This is a genomic window from Brevibacillus sp. HB1.3 (assembly GCF_013186635.1).
Classification (GTDB): domain Bacteria; phylum Bacillota; class Bacilli; order Brevibacillales; family Brevibacillaceae; genus Brevibacillus; species Brevibacillus brevis_D.
On the sequence record NZ_JABMIT010000004.1, the window covers coordinates 408,886 to 431,513 of the forward strand.

The following is a 22,628-nucleotide window of genomic DNA, read 5'->3' on the forward strand; positions in this document are numbered from 1 at the left end:
ATGACAATAATGCAAGTGCTTTAGATAAAGTTGACTAGCTCTTTCGCCACAACATTCGCGGCACTTGCATTATTATTTTCGTGAAAGTATATTTGATTGAAAAATAAACAAACTTAGGGTATCGACACAAGGGGGAGCGTAAATGGGAATGCCAAGCATACTGCTTGTAACAAAAAGTCAAAAGGTTTCCCAAACCTTTGAGAGGAACCTAAGAACATTTTTTGACTCCCGAATTGATGTTTTTACACTTTCTCAGTGGCAGGAAATGAATGAGAACCTGCAGGATAAGATTGGACTGATCCTGCTTTCAACGAGAAAATTGTTGGATTCTTTGCCTGATGTACTAGCGGATATTCCTGTTCTTATTGCTAGAAGAAACATCGAAATGACCAGATTGCCGCAATTAATGGAAGTAAGCACGGGCACAAAATGTCTTTTAGTCGCAAATGACATGATTACGGCGGAAGACTCTGTTGAATTTTTAAGACGCTTGGGATTCCAGCATCTTGATTTCGTTCCCTATGGGCCAGAGATAGAAATGTCTGTGACCGAATTGAAAAAGATTGATCTCGCCATCACACACGGGTGGCCTGAATTTGTGCCGGATCATTTTAATAGAGTGATTGATTTGCATAACAGACCAATTGACTTGACTACGATCTTTGATATAGCGCAACTATTTAACTTGTCGATAGAAAAAGCCCATTATTATACGGCAGATTTCTTTCGAGATTTTGTCCAATTGGGACGGAATTTGGCGATTTCGGTCAACAATGAGAAACAGCTGAAGACAAAGCTGGAATCCATTCTAAATGCCGTTCATGAAGGCATCATTGGTATTGATAAACATGGGTACATTACTTTTTTTAATGAAGATGCAGGGAAAATATTACATTTGCGTACAGAGCATTGTATAAATAAGAGGTTTCAGGAGATCATTCCTGATTTTCAGGTTGAAGCAGTGTTTGAGTCGCGTGAAGAGATAAGCGACCAACTGCTAGAAATGCGCAACCTATATCTTCTTGTCACCAAGATACCGCTCATGTTGGACGGGCAATTTTTAGGCGTTGTAGTTACGTTTCAGGATGTAACCAAAGTACAGAGAATTGAGCAGGAAATACGTAAAAAAAGCACTCATTTAGGTTTAACGGCGAAATATCAGTTTGACAATATCATCGGAATGAGTCAAGCGATCACGTCTACCAAAGAGGTTGCAGTTAAAGTGTCAACAAGTGACTACACAGTATTAATTACAGGAGAAAACGGTACGGGGAAGGAAATATTTGCGCAAGCGATTCACCAGAACTCCAGTCGAAAAGACATGCCATTTGTACCAGTCAATTTCGCCGGACTAACGGAGAGTTTAGCGGAGAGTGAACTGTTTGGTTATGAGGAAGGGTCTTTCACTGGAGCGAAGAAAGGTGGAAAAATCGGGCTGTTCGAATTAGCGCATAATGGAACCATTTTTCTAGATGAAATTGGGGATGCACCTCTCAGTATCCAAGCAGCTCTGCTGCGGGTGCTTCAGGAGCGGCAGGTAATGCGCGTAGGTGGAAACCGTGTAATTCCCATAAATGTTAGAGTTATTGCCGCGACCAACCGTAATTTGATGGAAATGGTTCAAAAAGGAATGTTTCGCGAGGACTTGTATTACAGGCTTAATGTTCTGCCGTTACGTATCCCCGCTTTAAACGAAAGGCGAGAAGATATTCTTATCTTAATAGAGCATTTCTTGCAAAAGAAAAACACGAACCTTATCCTATCCTCTGAGGTCAAAAATAGTTTGCTAGAATACAATTGGCCAGGTAATATTCGGGAGCTTGAAAATTTCGTTAACTATCTGACGGTCATAGTTGAAGGAGAAGTGGAACTCCAACATATTCCAGAACGCATTAAGAATGGGCAAGTTGGGCAAACGCAAAGTTCTGTTGAGACCGAATTAGCATTCCCGCAAGAGGATGGCGGAGAAATAGAGCAGATTCTTTTCCTGTTAATGAGGAACGGATCGTTGAGCGACTATGAAGACATTTTGGCGAACCTGTTACTTTGCAGCAAACGCCAACAACGAATCGGACGGGGAGTCTTGAACAGTATGCTTGCTAAGCCATTAACGGAAGCCCGGATTCGTAACAGACTTGCTATCCTTAATCGAAGCGGCTGCATCTCAGTTGGGCAAAAAAAGCAGCAGGGCACACAAATCACTTTATTAGGAATACAAGTACTCCAAAGAATTAAAAATCTGAACGTAATTGAGCAAGCTTTCCAAAACCGAATATAGTTCATCAACTGGTCGACATGTCCGTCAATTTGAAAAACAAAAAACGGCATCTCTGCCGTTTCCGTATTTCCTATATGGTGGACCCTATCGGGATCAAACCACTGACCCTCGACAGGCTACTAGCACCGTTTGAAAATGTCAGTTCGCTACCTATTAATTGGAAGCATGCTTGTCCTTTGCAGTATTCAGCTCTGCTTCGATCTGGGAGTTTTTCGACGACTCACCCATGCGCCAGTAAACGAGGAGGCTTATGGCAATACAAGCTGCTACATAGTAATAGAAGAGAGACTCGTTCCCGATGCTTTTGAACCATAGCGCGATGAACTCCGCTGTTCCCCCAAAGATCGCAACGGTCACCCCGTATGGAAAGCCTACACCCAGGGCGCGAATGGCGGTAGGAAACATCTCGGCTTTCACGATCGCATTGATGGACGTATAACCAGTAACAATGATAAGACCAGACAGCATCAGCAGGAAAGCAACATATGGGCTAGTGGTTTGTTCCAGGAGCATAAACATCGGTACGGTCCACAATGTTCCAAGAATACCAAAACCAATCAACAACGGGCGCCGTCCAATTCGGTCGGACAGCATACCAGCAAGCGGCTGCAAGACGACGAATACCAGCAATGCGGTAAAGTTAATCCAGCTGACTACTTCTTTCGGCAGTCCTACCGTAATCACCATGAATTTTTGCAAATAGGTCGTGTAGGTGTTAAAGGCAATGGTTCCCCCGAGTGTAAGGCCGACGACTGCCAGCACCGCCTTCGGATGCTTCATCAGCTCTCGAAGTGTACCCGCCTTCTCCTTGTTTTTCGACTCCATTTTGGTATACTGCTCCGATTCGTCCATGCTTCGACGCAACCACAATACGGCTACTGCGCCAAAGGCTCCAATGATGAACGGAATTCGCCAGCCCCATGCCATCATGGCTTCTTCCGTGAGCATTTGCTGCAGGATAATTTGCACACCCAGTGCCAGCAATTGTCCACTGATCAGCGTGACGTACTGAAAGCTAGAATAGAACCCTCGGCGACCACTGGAAGCCATCTCGGACAAGTACGTGGCAGATGTTCCGTATTCCCCGCCAAGCGAAAGACCTTGGAGTAAGCGAGCAAGAACGAGAATAATAGGCGCAAACACGCCGATCATTTCATAGTTTGGTGTTACGGCAATCACCAGAGAACCACCCGCCATGATGGTAACTGACAGCGTCAACGCAGCACGGCGCCCATGACGGTCAGCGTATCGGCCCAGGAGCAAGCTCCCGATCGGTCTCATTAAAAATCCGATAGCAAATACAGCGGCAGTATTCAGCAACTGACTGGTAGCGTCGCCCTTAGGAAAAAACTGAGACGAGAAATACACCGCAAAAGCTGCATAGACATACCAGTCGTACCATTCAATTAGATTCCCTAGTGAACCTTTAAAAATATTGCTTGTGATGCGCCGCGTATTTACACGATCACTCGATTGACTCATTGCTGCCCCCTCCTTGTGATTGACCCGAATCCATCGTTTAACCGCTTACAAATCAAACAATCCTTTGAAAGGGGTTACATATTTACCCGGATGGATTCTCGAAGAACTGCTTTCATTCTAAGTTGTTTGTTTTGCTAGAATCTATTGAATACTCCCGAATGTGCAAAAACAGCATCCGAGCTGCCGAAAAACCCAGTTGAGTTACATTGATTTTTCGATCAGTTCGGGCTACCCTTTTTCATAGGGAGGGCTGTCATGACAATCACTATGCTTCTGGGACTGCTTGAAAACATCTCTGTAATTGCAGTCATCGCCCTTATCATCGGCCAACTCGATTACTTTCGGAACATCATGTACGGGAAAAACAACTGGATGCGGATCGTGATCCTCTCTACGCTGTTCGGGTTCCTGTCGGTTATTGGAACGGAGAATGGGCTACGGGTCAATGACGCACTCGCCAATACGCGCATTGTCGGTGCCGTCGCGGGCGGGTTGATCGGGGGGCCTGTCGTCGGTTTTTTGGCCGGTCTTATAGGAGGTATTCATCGCTATTCGATCGGTGGATTTACCGCATTCGCCTGTGCCATCTCGACCGTAATGAACGGCTACTTGGCCGGGATCGTCAGTACGAAAATGAATATGCTACGACTGAAATGGCAGCATATCGTACTGATTGGCGTTACAGCCGAGCTCATTCAAAAAGTTATGGTGCTGCTCATGGCCAAGCCTTTTTCAGCCGCACTCGAACTAGAAGTAAAAATCGCGATCCCGACCACCATTATGACCATTGCAGGTCTGCTGCTTTTCACCCGCGTTTTCCAAAATCTCAAAATGATGCAAGACCAGTCCGGCGCATTAGGGGCAAACCTTGCCTTGTCGATTGCCAGTCAGACGTTGCCTCATCTGCGGACGGGGCTAAATGAATATTCCGCGAAAAAAACTGCTGAACTGATCCGTGAAATGGCCAAGGTGGATGCAGTCGCCATTACCGACCGCGAAAAGCTGCTCAGCGCAAAAGGCCATGAACTGGAAAATCATGTGCAGAAAGAGACGCTATGCGCACAAGTAGCGGAGGCTGTTTTGAACCACCCTACTGGGGTATGGTGCGACAAAGATTTTGCTCTTCCGCGTCCGCATCGCCTAAAATCGATCAGCGCCGCATCGTTGTATCATCAAAACCAGAAAATCGGGACGCTGCAATTCTACTATAAAACCTCTTCCTCCAAGACGTCCCAGACCAACGAGAAGCTAGTGGACGGCTTGGCAAAGCTGCTATCAGTCCAAATTGAACTGGCAGAGATCGAGCATCAAGCGAAAATGCGGAAGCAGGCTGAAGTGAGCGCCCTGCAAGCACAAATCAACCCGCATTTTCTGTTCAACACCTTGGGGACGATTATGTCCTATTGTCGGACAGACCCTGATCAGGCGAGAAACTTAATCGGTCATTTAAGCGACATCTTCAGGCGTAATTTGAAAAGCAAGGGAAATCATCACAGCTTGCAAGAAGAACTGGACGGGATCAAATCGTATTTGGAAATCGAGAAGGTCCGATTTAGCAACCGTTTAAAGGTGAATATGGAGATCGACGAAACCCTGCTGGAGTGCAAATTGCCTGTCCTGACTTTGCAGCCAATCGTGGAAAATGCCATACACCATGGACTTTCCCCTAAAGTTAGCGACTGTCTGCTCACGATTCGAGTGAAGCCGTACGACCATGAAGTGAAAATCAGCATTGAAGACAATGGAGTTGGAATCAGCGAAGAGCGTTTGGCCGAAATCTGGAACAGCCAATCGAAAGGCATCGGCCTGGTCAATGTCCATTCACGGCTGCGATCCATATATGGCAAAAAATATGGCCTCACGATTCAAAGCAAGCCCGGTTTGGGAACAGTCGTATCCTTTGTCGCTCCGTTATCCGCATTTGAAAAGGAAGTGCATCCAGATGCTCCTGAAAACGATCATCATCGATGACGAACCAGCCATTTGTTCCGAATTGGAATATTTGCTGAAAAAGTATATTGATATCCAGGTGGACGCAATCTATACCAATCCACTGGAAGCATTGCCTCATATGATCAATTCCGAGCCTGATTTGCTTATGCTCGATATTCAGATGCCCGGGATGAATGGGCTTGAATTTGCCAAAACATTGAATCAGATGTCTAATCCCCCATTGATCGTTTTTTCGACTGCCTATCATGAACACGCTCTGGAGGCTTTTTCCACGCTGGCTGTGGGCTATTTGACCAAACCGATCATGGAATCGAAACTGGACGACGTGATTCAAAAAGTGCGGACACTGAGGAAGCGATCGGCCATGAATGACCGCACTGCGACAGTTCCCCTGATGGAAGAGCATGTCTGCATCCGGAAGAGCAACAAGATCATCCCGATCCCTGTGGGGCACATTTACTTTGCGTTTGTGCGGGAGAAAGATTTATATGTGGCAACAAAAGAGAGTATCGACAAGTGCGACTTGTCCTTAAATGAGCTGGAGGAGATTTTGAATCGGTCCCGCTCTTTCTTTCGAAGTCATCGGAACTATATTTTGAACGTGAAGCATATTAAAGAGATTATTCCGTGGTTTAATCATACGTATTTGATTAAGATGAATGATGAGAGTCAGACGGATATTCCTGTTAGTAGGGGGAGGATGAAAGCGTTTCGGGGGTTGATGAATTTGTGAGTTTTTGGGGAAGAAGGATGAGAGACGGAGCGAGGAGATAGGATCTTTTCGCTCCTTTTTCATAGAAGCGAGATCAGATGCTCCTGCAACAACATTTAACCCCTTATCAAATATTAATGTGACATCCTCTTTCCCAGCCCCCCAGTACTAGTTTTTTTATAATTATTCCAAACCTATTCACCCGAGTCGAACAAAGAAATAAGAAATAAGAGGAGGACTAGAATGTTACCTAAAAAAACAAAGTTCATTATTGCTTTATCGCTTTTCTCAATCGTTTTCTTTAGTTTTTGGATGAATGATAGTAGTGCCGTACAACAAAAAATAGCTATTTATCTGAATGGTAAACAAAAGACCGATTGGGATCCCCAATTCATAAACGGGCGCGTGTATGTACCAGTTAAGTTAATGGCGGAATCTCTAGGTTCTAAAGTAAGTTGGGTTGACAAGAAACAGACAGTTGATATCAACACTGATATCAAAATGATCGCTTCTATTCCAGAAGAAGAAATTTACTTATATGCTTTAAATAAAGATAAAGATACAAACATGTATAAGGATTTAATTGTAAGCATCAATGGGGTTAAAAAAGTTTTTGATTGGGAAACCATTGCAATGATTACAGATTTACCCGAATTGTTTTATTTAGATTTAAATAATGATCAAAAAAAAGAATTGGCTATTCTTTTAAGTAAAGGTCATGGGACAGGTTTTTCTAGCGAAACCATTCATATTGTAAATCCTGAGAACTTTACTGAGTATCCCATAGAAAATCCATTAGATATAATAAAAAACCATGTTACAACAAAAATAATATCTGATACCGAAGTGGAAATAAAAATAGGTGAAACAATTTCAACTATAAATTTAAAGAATGCCCCTTCTCCTGAGAAAATTTCTGAAATCAGTTATGAAAATTTCATTGATTATGAAATCTTTAATGATACAATAAAGGCCACTGTTGGTGTGGAAGGTGATTATTTGCAATATATAGGGTATATAACGATTGAATATTATTTTAAAGATGGCAAATACAAAATGAAGAATATTTCATTTTCACAAAATTAGCATGGCAAACGAATTAAACAACTGTATATGAACCAATAAGGGAGTGCCACCAGACTACAAAAAGTAGTATGGGGCACTCCCTCGTGTTTATCTTTATTTATAATTGAAAAACCAATGGTCACCCAACTGAAGGATATCTATTGCTTTCGAAGATTTAGGTTTATTAGGCAAGAAATATCGCCGATTACCAATCGGGTTATCCTCATTACCCAAATTCGACGCGATATAAAGTGCATCCTCCCATGCCTGCGAATTTAATTTTGGTTTCCGTGCCCTTGACGTTGTCATACCTTGAAATTGACCTCTTTTTAACAATACCTCTTCATATGTTTTACCATAAGTCTTGCCATTGTTATAAGCTTTTCTATTTTTAGCTACATGCGCAACTCCTTGTTTGCCTTCATACTCTTGGTCTTCGGCCTCGCTATAAATCATTCTTGCAAGCAAATCTACAACTATCTCGTCCTTCAAATTCTTTAAAATCCCATTCGTCTTTTTTATCTCCCTTGTTCTCCAATGGTTCCCCGTATGGATATGCCATTCTACATTTCTCCTTTTTGAATGTAATTGATAAACGACTTTCTGACCGGTTCTCGTCGCTTTCACCTATCTAGGAAAAAATCAGGGACAAAACGGAACAGCTTTTCTAAAAAATTTTAAAAAAGATTTTCATCCCCTGATTCTCTCGATGAACTGTGCTGTAATCTTCTGAATCCCCTCTTCTTTCGGAAGCTTTAGAAAACCAGCAAAAGAGTCAATTTCAGGTTGCATTTCCAGCAAGACTTTGAGTAATGCTTCATTGTCTCCGTTTTTTGCTTTGCTTCCTCGCTGATACCAACATAAGTACCCGCAACAGCTAACACTCCCGTAATAATCAGCAACACAGATTTCTTATGCTTTTTCAGAAAGTCTTTCATGATTTAACAGCTCCGCTCAGCTTTACAGTTCTGTTGGGATCGTCCCGCTCAACTTGTAGGTCGAGTATAGTAGCCAGCTCACGAGCAGGAGCGTAAGCCGAACCCGATTAAATCGATTAAAAAACAAAAAAACGGCATCTCTGCCGTTTCCGTAGTCGTTATATGGTGGAGCATAGCGGGATCGAACCGCTGACCTCTACACTGCCAGTGTAGCGCTCTCCCAGCTGAGCTAATGCCCCATATGTATGGTACTTCCAGCCTTTACCGCCTCAGTGAAATCAGTATAGCATACGCCAGCCGTACACTGCAAGCGAAAAAATCAGATAAATCCCCGTCCCTGCTGAAAAAACTCAACGAAAAAAGCCAACCGATCCCAACCGGTTGGCTTTCCTCTTTTTCCCTAACACTCCACTATCTCACCGTCACCACAATCGGTGTCTTCTTCCCACCATATTGCACATAAATCGTCGCTTTACCCGATCCTGTCGCCTTGATGACGCCGTCTTTCACATCGGCCACCAACAAGCGAGTAGTGGTCCAGAGAGCTGGCTTGGAGACATTTTGCTCGGAGCCATCCATGTACGTCGCAATGGCGCTCACTTGCTTCGTTTCACCTTTGTTCATCACGAGCTGAACGACATCTGTCTTCAAGTATTTCAACATATCAACATCGACTGGGATGGACACGCTCTTGTCGTTGTACCTAGCTGTAACTGTCGTTTTGCCGTAAGCACGTCCTGAAACGAGGCCTTTGGATACGTCAGCTACCTTGTAGTTGCTCGTCTTCCAGTCAGCCAGATTGGTAACATCCATGGTGCGGCCATCGGAGAAGGTAGCTGTCAAGGTTACTTGTACGTTGCTGTTCGACTTCGTAGATACAAAGCGCTTGTCTGCTTCCAGCTTGCTCACGATTCCGACTTCTACCGGGATGCTGATCGATTTGCCGCCGTATTTCGCGGTGATCGTCGCACGTCCGTTTGAGAGACCTGTTACGCGGCCGTTTACCACATCCGCTACTTTTACCGAGGTCGAGGACCATTCTGCATCTTTGGTCACATTGTCCGAATTGCCAGCAGAGTCTGTTGCGCTCAGCTTGATGTCTTTTGATTCATTGACGTTCAAGATCAGCATGCGAGGATCAACAGAGAGATTCGTCGCTTGGTCTACTTCTACTGCAATTGAAACCGACTTGCCATCGAAGGTACCTGTTACGGTCGTTTTCCCTGCTCCTGTCGCTGTGATCTTTCCGTTCATTACTTCTGCTACAGCAGCAGAAGCTGTGCTCCATGTCGCTGTATCTGTTACATCCTTGTTCGTTCCATCTGCGTAAGCTGCCGTCAGCTTAACAGTTTCCGACTTTCCATTGGCGAGCACGATCTTTTTCTTGTCTACGGTCAATGTCTGCATGACGCCAACCGATACGGAAATGTTCACTGTGCGTGTTCCGTATGTAGCGGTCACGGTCGCTGAACCTGTGGACACACCCGTGATCAAGCCTTGACGCACGCTTGCTACGTTAGGTGCACTCGATGACCAAACGACTTTTTGTGTGACATCTTCAGCAGAGCCTCCACCTGGATACGCAGCCTTTACCGTTACTTGCTTCGCGCCACCCACAGGGATTGCTACTGTCGTGATATCTGCGGTCAAGTTTTGCGGTACATCTACATCGACAACCAGTGTCGCTGTTTTTCCGCCGTATTTAGCTGTTACATTCGCTGTTCCAGCCTTGTACGCGGATACGGTCTTGCCATTTGCAAATACGACATCTGCATTATCCGAAGACCATTCTACTTTTGAAGTAACCTCTTCACTTGTACCGTTTGCGAAGGACGCGTTTACAGTTACGTCTTTCTTATCCCCGCTTTTCATCGTCAAGAAAGCAGGATTGATATACAAGGAACGGGGTACTTCTACATCTACACGTACCTGAACGGATTTGTTTCCGTATTTCGCAGTAATCACCGCTTCACCGGACTTCACAGCATGGATTTTTCCGTTGCTGTAGTAAGCAACATCCTCGCGATCCGAGGACCATTCGGCCTTATCGTTCACTACTGTGGAACCGCCATTATTGGCATAGGTTGCCTTCAGCTCGATGTCTTCTTCCTTGCCTACATTCATGAAAATGTTTTGCTTGTTGAGTTCCAGCTTTTGCGTTGTATCCACATCGACTTTGATCGTCGCTGTTTTAGTTCCATACTTCGCCGTAATGATTGCTGAACCCGCGCCATAAGCCTTGATCGTGCCCTTGAGCGCATCGGCTACAGCGGTATTGTCGGAAGACCATTCAGCCTTGTCGGAGACGTCTTCCGTTACACTTCCATCGGGGAAAATAGCCTTGAGCTTGATTGTTTCTTCGCCGTTCAGCAAGAGTGAAACCTGGTTTTTGTTTGGCTCCAGTCTGTGGGCGATCTCGACGTTTACAGAGATCGTTGTCGACTGGCTACCGAATTTTGCTGTCACTGTACCTGATCCTGAATTCAGACCTTTGATTGCTCCATTTACTACTGTCGCAATCGCAGGATTATCGATGGACCAGTCTGCTTTAGTTGTTACGTCTTCTGTTGTCCCATCGCTGTATACAGCTGTCAGCTTTACGTTTGCTGTGTTGCCGATCCTTACGTTCAACGTTTGATCTTCTGTCGTCAGTGCCTTTACCTTTTTGGTTACATTCACACCCACTACGACAGGTTTACCCATGTAAGTAGCTGTAATGGTAGATTTCCCGACCGATTTGGCTGTGATCTGTCCGGCATAAACAGAAGCGATATTCGCATCCTGTGTCGTCCATTCTGTCTTGACAGTGACGTCTTCCGTTTTTCCGCTCACGTAAATAGCGGTAGCCGTCAGGTTAGTAGAATCTCCGTTTTCCAGTGTTACCTCGTTCTTGGACAGAACAAGTCGGCTGATTTCATCGGCAGCCAATCCTACCCCTGCGTTTCCAGTCCCCACTAATAGAAAGACGGCCAGAAACAAGAGCATCGTTTTTTTCCAGAACATTGCTAGCCTCCCTCGCAAGTATGAAATTTGCTGTTCTTCGAAACCATTCCACCATTACTATATCGGCAAAGTGCAAGAAAGAATTTACTAGTTTTTCGTGTCAGGCATATGTCAAACCTTGTAACTAGACCTTATTTCAAACGTCTAAATAGAGAGAGACTACGAGGGAGATTTCGAAGAATGAAAAATCGAACGATAAACGCACAGCGTCCTTACTGGCGCAGGATATGGATCATGTTGGAGCTTGTCATCCTTCTCGGTCTACTATGGTCTGGCTACAACTGGTACCGCATCGAACAGACGATTGAGAAGGCCTACGCACGACACGCAACCGTCGGCATTGTCCTTGGTGCAGCGGTCTGGGGTGAGGGACCTAGTCCTGGTCTGCGCGAGCGTCTGGAACAGGCAGCGATCCTGTATAAAGAAGGCTATGTATCGAAGCTGCTGGTCACTGGCGGCCTTGGTGAAGGCAAAACGATCACGGAAGCTGCTGTAAGCAGAAATTACTTAGTGGCCAAAGGAATTCCCGAAGAGGACATTTTGCTAGAAAGCAAGTCTACCAGCACATACGAAAACCTGCTGTACGGCCAGCAGGTCTTGGAGGAACATCATATTCAAGACGCCCTGATCATCAGCCACGACTATCATTTGGCCCGTGCCATGATCATGGCTGATTCACTGGGAATTGTCGCTTCTCCTGTAGGAACGACGTCACACGTCCTGTTTGGACCGTATCATAAGGCGAGAGAAGTACTCGCCCTCACGTATTGGGAGCTCTCTCGCCTCTTTACACAAGTGCTAGGAACGGTGGTTCTCGCGTAAAATTTCATACACATCGACAAAATGGCGGATTCGCTCCATGATGCGAGCCGCTTTTGTTTGTTCGATCCGATTTCCGTTGGAGATAGACATATGCTCTTGCAGTTCATTCAGCGCGTAGTTTGAAGTAAACAGCGTAGGCAAATGGTTGTTTGCCCGCTGATTCAGTATAACACCCAAAATCTCGTCGCGAACCCATGGCGTCAGGTTCTCCGCGCCGATATCATCGAGGATCAGTACAGGTACTTCTTTCAGCAGCTCCAGCTTTCCTGCGTACGATTGATCCGAGATAGAATCCTTCATCTCCCGGATAAAGTCTGGCACATAAACCAGCAAGGAAGCGACGTTGCGCTCCGAGAGCTCGCGACCGATTGCTCCCATGATGTAGCTTTTCCCAACACCAAACGGACCGTGCAAATAAAGCCCTTTTACCCGCTCGCCTGTTCCAACTTTTTCACAGAACTGAATCGCGGCATCTACGGTAGCCAAATTCCCGGAGTCAATGACCAAGCCCTCAAAGCTCGCGTTCAAGGTCTCTTCGGAAACATAATAGCTGCGCATCAGTCGACGGCGGCGAATCTCTTCCTCGTGCGACAGTTGTTTGGAACAGGGCGTCATCGAGCTGATAATATGCTGGTGAGCAAGCTCCAATTGAGTGCTATGTCCCTTGACCAAATTCGGGCATTCGCCAAGACCCGGACAACGCTCACACCAATACTGCTCCTTGACTGCCGTATAGATATTGGAGAGCGAGCGAAGGTAATCGTCTCTGGTCAATGCGGGATGCTCTTGTTGAAATGCTTTTAAATACGCTGACGAACGGAACATTTTATCTAACTGCTGATCCGGTGTCAGCAACTGACGCGGTGTTCGTTTGGCGAGCTCTTGCATAAACTCACTGATAGATTCCACGTTCCCTCACACTCCTTATTTCCGTTTTCGCAAGGTTTCCAGTCTTTTCTGCAAGTCTGGAAAATCCTGAATGGACTGTTTCTTTTCAGCGTCCGATGTGGTTTTCTCCTGCGACAGCTGCCACTCTACAGATGCCGGTAGCTTGTCCTGCAAGATGGCTCTACCGTTGCGTCTGACCGGAGCCGATTCCTTCTTGCTCGTTTTTGCCTTCTCGGCTGTTTGTGCCCGTTGATCCGCACGTTCGAGGATCTGCTTGACTGCCTCGTCCACTGTCGCAATCCGCTTCGCTTTCCAGCTATCACGAATCGTCTCCATGTACGCTTTTGGCAGCTCCATTTGCATGCTGGCTAGCGTATGGAGCAGCAGCGCATTGACGACATCCGGCTGCATCCCATCCGCAAAGACAAGCGTCTCAGCCCGTTCCAAAAACACCTTGCTAATTCTGCCACCGACGACCTTTTCCAACAGGGTCACCGGAGATAGCTGACGACATGCGCGAATAAAGGCTTCGCTGCCAGGCTCAGGCAAGCGGCCGGGTCCCCATCCATCCTCTGTCGGGTCAGTTGCAGGCGTATTACGATACAGCTTGTCTTCCGTGTAACGTTGTACCAAACGCTTGCGCAAAACTTCTCCGTCCAAACTCCGATCCGATTTGTACAGCGTCCAATCACGCAGCTCCTGCCCCATCCCCCAGCTGTCCAGCTGATAGAAATGGCACAGCGAGAATAACAGCTCCATGCTCTTGCCTTCCAACACTTTGACCGAGTCGGCATTATCTGGCAAGTACAGTCGCAAGGACGATACACTCAGCGAATGGTTGACCTGTGCCTCGTAGCCAGATTTCATCGGCGCTTGCGGGAAGCTAGTCTCCATCTCGGTTAAAAACTGGTCCCGCTCCGATCCTTTTTTCACTTCCAGCTCCGATGGTTTCAACGACTGGAACACATCATGGAAGTCTTTCGTGACGTTTTCCACAATGGAGTATTCTTGATCCAACTGACTGCCAAGTGTGTCTGCATAATGCTGGCGCAGTTGCGAAAAGCGAACGTTTTCGATTTTGTTTAACAACATCAACGACAGTACATAGTCTGCAAAAAACTCAGCCGGACTAAGCGGCGGTTTGATCAAATACTCGTAATAATAGTCACGCTGCTGATTTTCCCTGCGGCGCACCTCAACTAGCCCGATTGCCTCCAAACGTTCACGCGCATCCAATAGCCGATCCAGAGAAAGCGAAGTCGTCAGCATCAAACTGCGATGGGTCCCCTCCGAAGAGGCTCCGCTCACCTCCTGCACGCCATGGACGAGCAGTTGGTAGAGAGCGTACGATTCGACACCGATGATCGGCAAGTATAGCTGCGTAACAAAGCCCATTTCGGCAAAGCCAATCGGTCTTGCCATCCGCACCAGATAACGATCCTTCGGCAACAACTCGTTCCAAACTAAACGACGCATCAGATCTTTCCTTCCTGACAAAATTCGATTCTTTTATTATAGCATGACAACCCATTCATTCGCGGAAAAATGAGTTGGAAAACCAAAGAAGCCCTGGCGGATTGGCCGCAAGAGCGAGAAAGAAGTTGCCAGTCTGGCAGAAAAAGCTTATCTATTCTTTCGGAAACGAGCTGTTTCGCGCTTGAGCCAATAGCTCCTCCAGCTCTTTCATAAATACATTGATATCTTTGAATTGACGGTATACAGAGGCGAAGCGCACATAGGCGACCTCATCAACATGGTATAAACGCTCCATGACCTTCTCCCCAACATCATTGCTCGGGATCTCTGCTTGCCCGCAGCTGCGCAATTCTTTTTCAATGTCGTTCACTACATTTTCAAGCACTTCCAACGGGACGGGACGCTTTTCGCAAGCACGCACCAACCCGCGCAATATCTTGTCTCGACTGAATTCCTCGCGCGTTCCGTCCTTTTTCACAATTAACAAAGGTGTTTCTTCTACCATTTCAAAGGTAGTAAAACGGCGCTCGCAGGCTTCGCACTCACGGCGGCGACGAATGGATTTATTATGATTGAAAGGACGTGAATCCAGGACTCTAGTCCCATTATATTCGCAAAATGGACAACGCATATCAGAATCAACTCCAATACTGACAATACTTGTCTACAGTGTCCCTCATATTCCTGTCAGAAGTCAAGTCAATCCTTGTACCTATTTAAAGCATAAGTCGAATGGAGTACAATTATAGTACTGTTGGAGGGATAGTCATGCGTTTAGTATCTTTAAAACACCTACAGCCTGGAATGAAATTGGGACGTACGGTCTTCACAGAAGATGGAAAGGTGCTGCTTGGAACCGGTATGCAATTAACGGAACGACTCATTTCCGGATTAGAGCGAACTGGTGTTGATTCGGTGTATATCGATGATCCCCGTACCAATGACATCGTTGTGGAAGAAGTGATTCGCCCACAAACCAGACAAGTAGCTGTGGAAGCCATCGAGAAGACGATCAAACAAATTACAAACTCAAACAAGCTGGCCCGGAAAATTTCCTTAAAAGAAATGGGCCTTCATTTTCAGCGTGCCTTTAGTTCGATCTTGGACGACCTGATGCAAAACAAGCAAATGGTTGGACATTTGACGACGATCTCTTCTCATTCGCCATCCTTATACCATCACTCCGTGAATGTTGCCGTGCTGGCGACTGCTGTCGGCATGTCACTAGGCTACAATCGCACACAGCTCATCAATTTGGGGATAGGGGCCATGCTGCACGATATCGGCAAAGTGAGCCTGCCTGAAGAGATGTTGCAAAAAACAGAGCGTTGGACGGACGAAGAGAAGGAAATCGCCAAACAGCATACGATGCTTGGCTTTAATTTGTTGCGAAAGCAGCATGACATCTCGCTTTTGTCAGCCCACGTCTGCTTGCAGCACCATGAACGGCTAAATGGAAGTGGCTATCCACAGGGATTATCCGGCAAGCAAATTCACGAATTCGCGCAAATCGTCGGTCTCTGCGATATTTATGATTCATTGACTTCCCCACGTCCATGGCGCAAGCGGTACATGCCACAGGATGCTGTGGAATACCTTTTTGGGTCTGGCGGTACGCTATTCGAGCATCATCTCGTAAATGCCTTTATCAAGCACATTGCTATCTTCCCGATTGGAAGCAGCGTCGTTTTGAATACCGGAGAAATTGGGGTAGTGAGTCGGGTTGATCCGGATTATTCGCATCGTCCTACTGTACGTGTGATAAAAGACGGCCGAGGAAACGACGTCCCTAGCCCTTATGACCTCGATCTAAAAGCGAACATCCGGCTGTTTATTGTCGGCTTTGAAGATGATGACCTATTTAACGTGAACTCATTAGAAGATTCTCCTACCTCATCGTAAATACGAAGCAACGAAAAACCCCTTTGCTCGAAATATCGGCAAAGGGGTTTTGTATATGCTACTTATTTTACACCAACAGCAGCAGCTTCTTTGGTTGCAGCTTGATTGTGTTGCTCGGATACGTGGCGAACCAAGTCTACGACACGGCAGGAGTAGCCCCACTCATTATCGTACCAAGCAATTACTTTTACTTGATTGTCTCCCATTACCATCGTAGACAGACCGTCGATGATCGAGGAGTGATCGTTACCATTGAAATCGGTGGATACGAGCGGCTCGTCGCAGAACTCGAGGTAGCCTTTCATGCTGCCTTCGCTCGCTTCACGCAGGACGCGGTTTACTTCGTCCAATGTAACTGGCTTCTTCGTGTTGACCACCAAGTCTACTACAGAAACGTTTGGAGTCGGTACGCGCAAGGAAAAACCGTTCAGCTTGCCATTCAATTCTGGCAAAACGATTCCTACTGCACGAGCAGCTCCTGTCGTCGTTGGGATGATGGACTCGCTAGCTGCACGTGCACGACGCAGGTCTTTATGCGGATTGTCGAGATTCACCTGATCGTTTGTGAACGAGTGAATGGTAGTCATGAGACCTTGTTCGATACCGAATGAATCGTTGAGCACTTTTGCCACAGGTGCAAGACAGTTGGTTGTGCAGGAAGCATTGGAGATAATGTGGTGATTGGCGTGGTCGTAGGTGCCTTCGTTTACACCCATTACAATCGTCACGTCTTCTTCTTTCGCTGGTGCTGTAATCACAACTTTTTTCGCACCGCTTTGCAGGTGCTTGCCAGCGCCTTCACGGTTGTTGAACTTACCTGTAGCTTCTACAACGATCTCTACTCCGAGGTCACCCCAAGGCAGCTTCAGCGGATCACGGTCAGACAGTACAACTGTTGCTTTTCCATCTACGATAATCTTGTTGTCTTGGACTTCCACTTTATTTTGCAGGCGTCCGTGGATCGTGTCATATTTCAACAAATGTGCAAGCGTCTCCGCTGGATAGCTGGCGTTGATTGCAACGATTTCAATGTTGGGGTCCTGGATAGCGCGGCGGAATACCATGCGGCCAATACGTCCGAAACCATTAATACCGATTTTAATTGTCATATATAGAAACCCCTTTCGAATTGAGTTACGCTTATCTGATACTTTTATTATAATAAGTATGACACAATTATCAATGTGTTTTACTGAAAAATAAATATTTGGACGATTTACCCTACCCCAAAAAAGAGAAAAAGCCGCTCTCTAACCCGTAAGAGAAGCGGCTTTTCATGATTTTTAACGTAATTGAAAGTCGTATATATTTTTGTAACGATCATGATAATAAAGCACTCGCTGGACATATTGACGGGTCTCCCCATAGGGAATGTCCTCAACCGTGTCTCGAGTTCCGTTCCATTGCTCACTCGCCAGCCATCCATTTACTTTTCCCGGACCGGCGTTGTAGGCGGCAATGACTTTGACGATATCACCATCATAGCGGGACAGCAAAAAATCGAGATACCATGTCCCAATCTCGATGTTCATGACAGGGTCGTACAAGTATTGACTGTCCTTTGGACGGAAGCCTGCCTCATTGACAATCCATTGCGCTGTTTCCGGCATGATTTGCATGAGCCCGACCGCACCTTTTTTCGAAACGCGATCTGTCGCAAACCCACTCTCGGAACGAATGATGGCCAATACCAAATGAGGGTCCACCTCATATTTCAGTGCAGCCGTCACAATCTGTTGCTCATATTTGATCGGGTACATCCATTTCCACACCACTGGCGTGTTTAGCAGCAAAAATACACTCGCCAAAACGAGCATAATCAATGCTGCACGTTTGCCAAAACTCATGATTGACGCTCCGATCGAATCGCAGCTAATACAGCCTCCACTTGACGCTCGGTTTCTTCACGCGAACCAGAATTATCGATCAAAAAGTCTGCGCCCTGCTTCTTCTGATCAATGGGAAACTGTGCCCGCAGTCTTTTTCGTGCTTGTTCTTCTTCCAATTCGTCGCGCTCCAGCATTCTCGCCAGTTGCATCTCGTAGGGCGCATAGACGACCACGATTTTTTCTACCATATGCGTAAGCTTGCTCTCATACAGCAGAGGAATGTCCATAAAGACAATCTCGGCTCCATTCGCTTCCGCTGATTCGGCCTCTTCCCGCATGACGCGGCGTACCTCGGGATGGACGATGGCGTTCAGCTTTTGACGCTCGGACTCGTCCGAAAACACGATCTCACCTAGTTTTTTTCGATCAATTTGACCATCTTCCAATAGGATTTCTCTTCCAAAATGGCGCACGATCGCTTCATAGGCCAGTTTACCTGGTTCTACGACCTCTCTGGCGATTTGGTCAGCGTCAATGACAGGAATTCCACGCTCACGAAGCATACCTGTCACCGTGCTTTTCCCAGTGGCAATTCCGCCTGTTAACCCTAGTATCATGCCCATCCTCCTCCCTTGGTCGAACTGTTATAACTGCTTTGTGAAAAACTTCTCGAAGTTTTTCATGAAATTACAAAGTCCGCTTGCGGTCGCCAAAAGAAACGGTCACTACCGGTTCTTTTGGCAGTCCGGGCAAATATGCGTCCCCCTGCCTCCGACTACAAACCGAATGATTTCGGCTCCGCACTTCGTACATGCCTCATCTTTTCGTCCATACACTAATAGAGATTGCTGGAACATTCCCATCTCGCCCTGTCCGTTCACATACGACTTGATGGAGCTACCACCTTGTTCTACCGCTTCTTGCAAAGTGGAGACGATGCTTTCGTGCAGTCGAATAACTTCTTTATCTGTCAGCTTTCCTGCTGGTTTCTCCGGATGAATGCCTGCTTTAAAGAGTGACTCGTCCACATAAATATTCCCCAGCCCTACAATACATTCCTGGTTTAGGAGAAGCGGCTTAATTTTTGTTGACCGTCCTTTTAACAATTTCCCCAAAACCTCAGGAGTAAAACTCTTATCTAGCGGTTCTACCCCCAGTTTTGCCAAAGGTCCGACGGTTGTTTCCTTCCCCTTAGGGAACAGATCCATCGTCCCGAACTGGCGAACATCCCGATAACGCAGCTCCGTTCCGTCTGTAAAATGGAAGACGACATGGGTATGCTTCTCAACGGGATCATCCGCCTGATACACGCCATAGCGCCCTTCCATTCGCAGATGGGACACGAGCACGTCCTCGTTTAAGAAAAACTGAATGAATTTTGCCCGCCGTTGGATATCCTGGATGGTTTGTCCCACCAAGAGAGATTTAAAAGCTTCCACGTCATCTGGCTGGCGTACAATACGCGCCAAATGGACACTTACTCTCTCGATCGTTTTTCCCATAACCAAGCCACGCAAAGTCCTAACGACGGTTTGTACCTCCGGCAATTCTGGCATATGCCCTCCTCCTCTCGCTGTCTATCGATCCTTATGTCCTAGGCATGCCTACTTTGCATCGTACCAGGTACGTCCGTCACTGACGTCCACCTTGAGCGGCACGTCGAGGGACAGCGCACTCTCCATCACTTCTGGTACCAGCTTGCGCATGACCTCTAGCTCATTTTCCGGCACTTCAAATACAAGCTCATCGTGCACCTGCAAAAGCATGCGGCTAGCGAGACCTTTCTCCTCGAGCGCTTCCTGCATGCGAATCATCGCCAGCTTGATCACATCGGCAGCAGTCCCCTGGATCGGCGTGTTCATCGCGGTACGCTCGGCAAACGAACGCAGGTTAAAGTTGCTGCTGCGAATATCAGGCAGGTAGCGGCGGCGGTTCAACAAGGTCGTCACATGGCCATCCGCCTTCGCCTGCTGGACGATCTCATCCATCCAGCGCTTCACTCCAGAGAAGACATCAAAGTAACGCTCAATGAAGTCCGCGGCTTCTTTACGGGTAATATTGAGGTTTTGCGACAGACCATAGTCGCTGATGCCGTATACGATCCCGAAGTTGACCGCTTTTGCCTGACGGCGCATCAGCGAGGTCACTTCTTCCTCACTTACACCAAATACGTCCATCGCGGTGCGGGTATGAATATCCATTCCTTTTTGGAAGGCGTCAATCAAGTTTTCGTCTTGCGAAATATGGGCCAAAATCCGCAGCTCAATCTGGGAATAGTCAGCCGCCAGCATGAACCAGCCATCCTCTGATGGGATAAACGCCTCGCGAATCTTGCGTCCTTCTTCCATACGGATCGGGATATTTTGCAGATTCGGGTCTGTGCTGGACAGGCGTCCTGTCGCCGTAGTCGCTTGGTTGTAAAGCGTATGCACCTTGCTCGTCTTCGTGTGGATTTCCTTGGTCAAACCTTCAATATACGTCGAACGGAGCTTGCCGAGCTGACGGAAGGTCAGGATCGCATCGATGATCGGATGGTACGGGGCGAGCTTCTCCAATACATCCGCACTGGTAGAAGGCCCGGTTTTGGTCTTTTTCAATACAGGCAGAGACAAGCGGTCAAACAAAATTTCACCCAATTGCTTCGGCGAGTTGATGTTGAATGCCCCACCCGCCAGCTCGTAAATCTGATCAGTCAGACCCGCGAGCTTTTTATCCAAGTCTTCCCCCATTTGCACAAGACGCTCACTGTTTACCTTCACGCCTTGCTTTTCCATGAGAGCCAATACCATACTCAGTGGTGCTTCCAATTCGCCGAGCAGCTTTTCCATTTCGTTTTCCGCCAGCTGCTCGCGCAATACAGGCACGCTCTGCCAGATGGCTGCCGCTTTATGTGCCACATGCTCGCTCAGCACGTCCATCTCAGGAACAAGACGCTTGGCACCCTTGCCGTACACCTCTTCATCTGACAATACCCGTGTCTGTGCGTATTGTGCCGCAATGCTATCCAAGGTCGGGTTGCTCTCAGCCGCATTCAGCAGGTAAGAGGCGAGGTACACATCAAAGCTGATGCCTTTTATCGCAAAATCATGCCAAGCGAGTCCAACCGTATCTCGCTTGCCGTCAAATACCCACTTTTCCTTTGCCGGATCAGCCAGCCACTCACAGAGCACCTTCCATTCCTTGGCTACATCCCACGGCACGAACATCACCGTATCTTCCGCAGCCAGTCCAATCCCGAGGAAAGGCGCATGATGATAGTTTTCCCCGTCCATTTCGATGTAAAGAGCCATTGGCGAAGTCAGCTTGGACTCGTACGCCGCTTTGTTTTCCTCTGAAATCATCTCAAATGAAAATGGCTTGGCGTCTGCTTGTCCGCTTCCATCTGCTGGCTGTGCCACTTTGATCTTGGACAAGAGCGACTTGAACTCCATCTTTTTAAAGAACTCGCTCACAGGTAGGCCATCATAGCCTTCAAAGCCAGTCTCTTGTACATCCAGCTCCACAGGCGCTTCACGCAAAATGGTTGCCAAGGCTTTACTCATGTTCGCCTTGTCTACATTCTCACGCAGGTTCTCTTGCAGCTTTTTACCTGATACTTTATCGATGTTTTCCAGTACTTGCTCAACAGAACCGTATTCGTGCAGCAGCTTCAGTGCTGTTTTTTCCCCGACACCAGGAACACCTGGAATGTTGTCGGACGAATCGCCCATCAAGCCCTTCAGATCAATTATTTGCAGCGGCTTAAGGCCGTACTTTTCGTGAATTTCTTCCGGAGTGTACATCTCGATTTCGCTAACTCCCTTGCGCGTCAAAGCAACGGATACATGCTCGGACACGAGCTGCAGCATATCTTTGTCTCCGGTAATAACAGTCGTTTTCCAAGCTTGCTCATCTGCCTGCTTCGTCAACGTACCGATAATGTCATCCGCCTCGTAGCCTTCCAGCTCGAAGCGTTTGATTGAGAAGGCATCCAACAGCTCCCGAATCAGTGGAAACTGTTCAGACAGCTCCGGCGGAGTTTTGCTGCGTCCCCCTTTGTACTCGGCATACTCGCTATGGCGAAACACGACTTTTCCCGCGTCAAAAGCAACCATGATATGCGTCGGCTTCATTTCCTCCAACACTTTTAACAGCATAGTCGTAAAGCCCAGCACTGCGTTCGTATGCAGTCCTGCCGATGTGGACAACAAAGGGAGCGCATAAAACGCCCGGTTCGCAACACTGTTTCCATCAATCAACACAAAATGACTCAAGGAATTCGACCCCTCTCGTTACAAAAC

18 protein-coding genes and 1 tRNA gene are annotated in these 22,628 nt (G+C 46.9%); 6 read left to right on the plus strand and 13 right to left on the minus strand.

Annotated elements, in window-relative coordinates; all coding sequences use genetic code 11:
* Positions 1–142 precede the first annotated feature (142 nt).
* Positions 143–2,278, plus strand: a complete 2,136-nt coding sequence (locus tag HPY31_RS12410) for a sigma-54 interaction domain-containing protein (protein WP_172140956.1) — start codon at positions 143–145, stop codon at positions 2,276–2,278.
* A 153-nt stretch (positions 2,279–2,431) separates the two neighbouring features.
* Here HPY31_RS12410 and HPY31_RS12415 read toward each other — a convergent pair whose 3' ends face one another.
* On the minus strand, positions 2,432–3,760 hold the full coding sequence (locus HPY31_RS12415; RefSeq protein WP_172140957.1) for an MFS transporter: 1,329 nt from the start codon (positions 3,758–3,760) through the stop codon (positions 2,432–2,434).
* A gap of 255 nt (positions 3,761–4,015) precedes the next feature.
* Between HPY31_RS12415 and HPY31_RS12420 the strand changes: the two genes are divergently transcribed.
* The 3 genes from HPY31_RS12420 (at position 4,016) to HPY31_RS12430 (ending at position 7,511) form a co-directional block, all read left to right on the plus strand.
* Entirely contained in the window at positions 4,016–5,731 is a 1,716-nt protein-coding gene (locus tag HPY31_RS12420; protein WP_172140958.1) for a LytS/YhcK type 5TM receptor domain-containing protein, read from the plus strand.
* A complete protein-coding gene (locus tag HPY31_RS12425; RefSeq protein WP_172140959.1) occupies positions 5,703–6,446 on the plus strand; it encodes a LytR/AlgR family response regulator transcription factor in 744 nt (247 codons plus the stop codon). Before HPY31_RS12420 ends, HPY31_RS12425 begins: the two co-directional genes overlap by 29 nt.
* A gap of 222 nt (positions 6,447–6,668) precedes the next feature.
* The gene (locus HPY31_RS12430) at positions 6,669–7,511 is read left to right on the plus strand and encodes a stalk domain-containing protein (protein WP_172140960.1); all 843 of its coding nucleotides are present in this window, start codon (positions 6,669–6,671) and stop codon (positions 7,509–7,511) included.
* A 93-nt stretch (positions 7,512–7,604) separates the two neighbouring features.
* Here HPY31_RS12430 and HPY31_RS12435 read toward each other — a convergent pair whose 3' ends face one another.
* The 4 genes from HPY31_RS12435 to HPY31_RS12450 all read right to left on the minus strand — a co-directional run bounded on the left by HPY31_RS12435 (position 7,605) and on the right by HPY31_RS12450 (position 11,431).
* Positions 7,605–7,982 (minus strand): cell wall hydrolase, encoded by a 378-nt coding sequence (locus HPY31_RS12435; RefSeq protein WP_172140961.1) that lies wholly within the window; start codon positions 7,980–7,982, stop codon positions 7,605–7,607.
* Between the two features lie 263 nt (positions 7,983–8,245).
* Positions 8,246–8,428: a hypothetical protein gene (locus HPY31_RS12440; RefSeq protein WP_172140674.1), complete on the minus strand. Its 183-nt coding sequence runs from the start codon at positions 8,426–8,428 to the stop codon at positions 8,246–8,248.
* Positions 8,429–8,591: 163 nt separating this feature from the next.
* Positions 8,592–8,667 (minus strand) — tRNA-Ala (locus HPY31_RS12445).
* A gap of 172 nt (positions 8,668–8,839) precedes the next feature.
* Positions 8,840–11,431 (minus strand): Ig-like domain-containing protein, encoded by a 2,592-nt coding sequence (locus HPY31_RS12450; protein WP_172140962.1) that lies wholly within the window; start codon positions 11,429–11,431, stop codon positions 8,840–8,842.
* 180 nt (positions 11,432–11,611) lie between these two features.
* Between HPY31_RS12450 and HPY31_RS12455 the strand changes: the two genes are divergently transcribed.
* Entirely contained in the window at positions 11,612–12,253 is a 642-nt protein-coding gene (locus tag HPY31_RS12455) for a YdcF family protein (RefSeq protein WP_172140963.1), read from the plus strand.
* Here the strand turns inward: HPY31_RS12455 and dnaI are convergent.
* The 3 genes from dnaI to nrdR form a co-directional block, all read right to left on the minus strand.
* On the minus strand, positions 12,230–13,162 hold the full coding sequence (dnaI, locus tag HPY31_RS12460; protein ID WP_016738798.1) for a primosomal protein DnaI: 933 nt from the start codon (positions 13,160–13,162) through the stop codon (positions 12,230–12,232). The two genes, HPY31_RS12455 and dnaI, sit on opposite strands and share 24 nt — an antisense overlap.
* A 15-nt stretch (positions 13,163–13,177) precedes the next feature.
* Positions 13,178–14,617 carry a replication initiation and membrane attachment family protein gene (locus HPY31_RS12465; RefSeq protein ID WP_172140964.1) on the minus strand — a complete coding sequence of 480 codons (1,440 nt, stop codon included), beginning with the start codon at positions 14,615–14,617 and terminating at the stop codon, positions 13,178–13,180.
* A 151-nt stretch (positions 14,618–14,768) separates the two neighbouring features.
* Positions 14,769–15,248 (minus strand): transcriptional regulator NrdR, encoded by a 480-nt coding sequence (gene nrdR, locus HPY31_RS12470; RefSeq protein WP_012685137.1) that lies wholly within the window; start codon positions 15,246–15,248, stop codon positions 14,769–14,771.
* 137 nt (positions 15,249–15,385) lie between these two features.
* On the opposite strand from nrdR, the gene HPY31_RS12475 reads away from it, so the two are divergent.
* Positions 15,386–16,519 carry an HD-GYP domain-containing protein gene (locus HPY31_RS12475; RefSeq protein ID WP_172140965.1) on the plus strand — a complete coding sequence of 378 codons (1,134 nt, stop codon included), beginning with the start codon at positions 15,386–15,388 and terminating at the stop codon, positions 16,517–16,519.
* A 62-nt stretch (positions 16,520–16,581) separates the two neighbouring features.
* Here the strand turns inward: HPY31_RS12475 and HPY31_RS12480 are convergent, their stop codons facing one another.
* From HPY31_RS12480 to polA, 5 genes are all read right to left on the minus strand, one after another.
* Positions 16,582–17,628 carry a glyceraldehyde-3-phosphate dehydrogenase gene (locus HPY31_RS12480; RefSeq protein ID WP_172140966.1) on the minus strand — a complete coding sequence of 349 codons (1,047 nt, stop codon included), beginning with the start codon at positions 17,626–17,628 and terminating at the stop codon, positions 16,582–16,584.
* Positions 17,629–17,802: 174 nt separating this feature from the next.
* A complete protein-coding gene (locus HPY31_RS12485; protein ID WP_172140967.1) occupies positions 17,803–18,366 on the minus strand; it encodes a lytic transglycosylase domain-containing protein in 564 nt (187 codons plus the stop codon).
* A complete protein-coding gene (gene coaE / locus HPY31_RS12490; RefSeq protein WP_012685133.1) occupies positions 18,363–18,971 on the minus strand; it encodes a dephospho-CoA kinase in 609 nt (202 codons plus the stop codon). Before coaE ends, HPY31_RS12485 begins: the two co-directional genes overlap by 4 nt.
* A gap of 102 nt (positions 18,972–19,073) precedes the next feature.
* A complete protein-coding gene (gene mutM / locus HPY31_RS12495) occupies positions 19,074–19,904 on the minus strand; it encodes a DNA-formamidopyrimidine glycosylase (RefSeq protein WP_172140968.1) in 831 nt (276 codons plus the stop codon).
* Positions 19,905–19,952: 48 nt separating this feature from the next.
* Positions 19,953–22,601, minus strand: a complete 2,649-nt coding sequence (gene polA / locus HPY31_RS12500) for a DNA polymerase I (RefSeq protein WP_172140969.1) — start codon at positions 22,599–22,601, stop codon at positions 19,953–19,955.
* Positions 22,602–22,628: the final 27 nt, after the last annotated feature.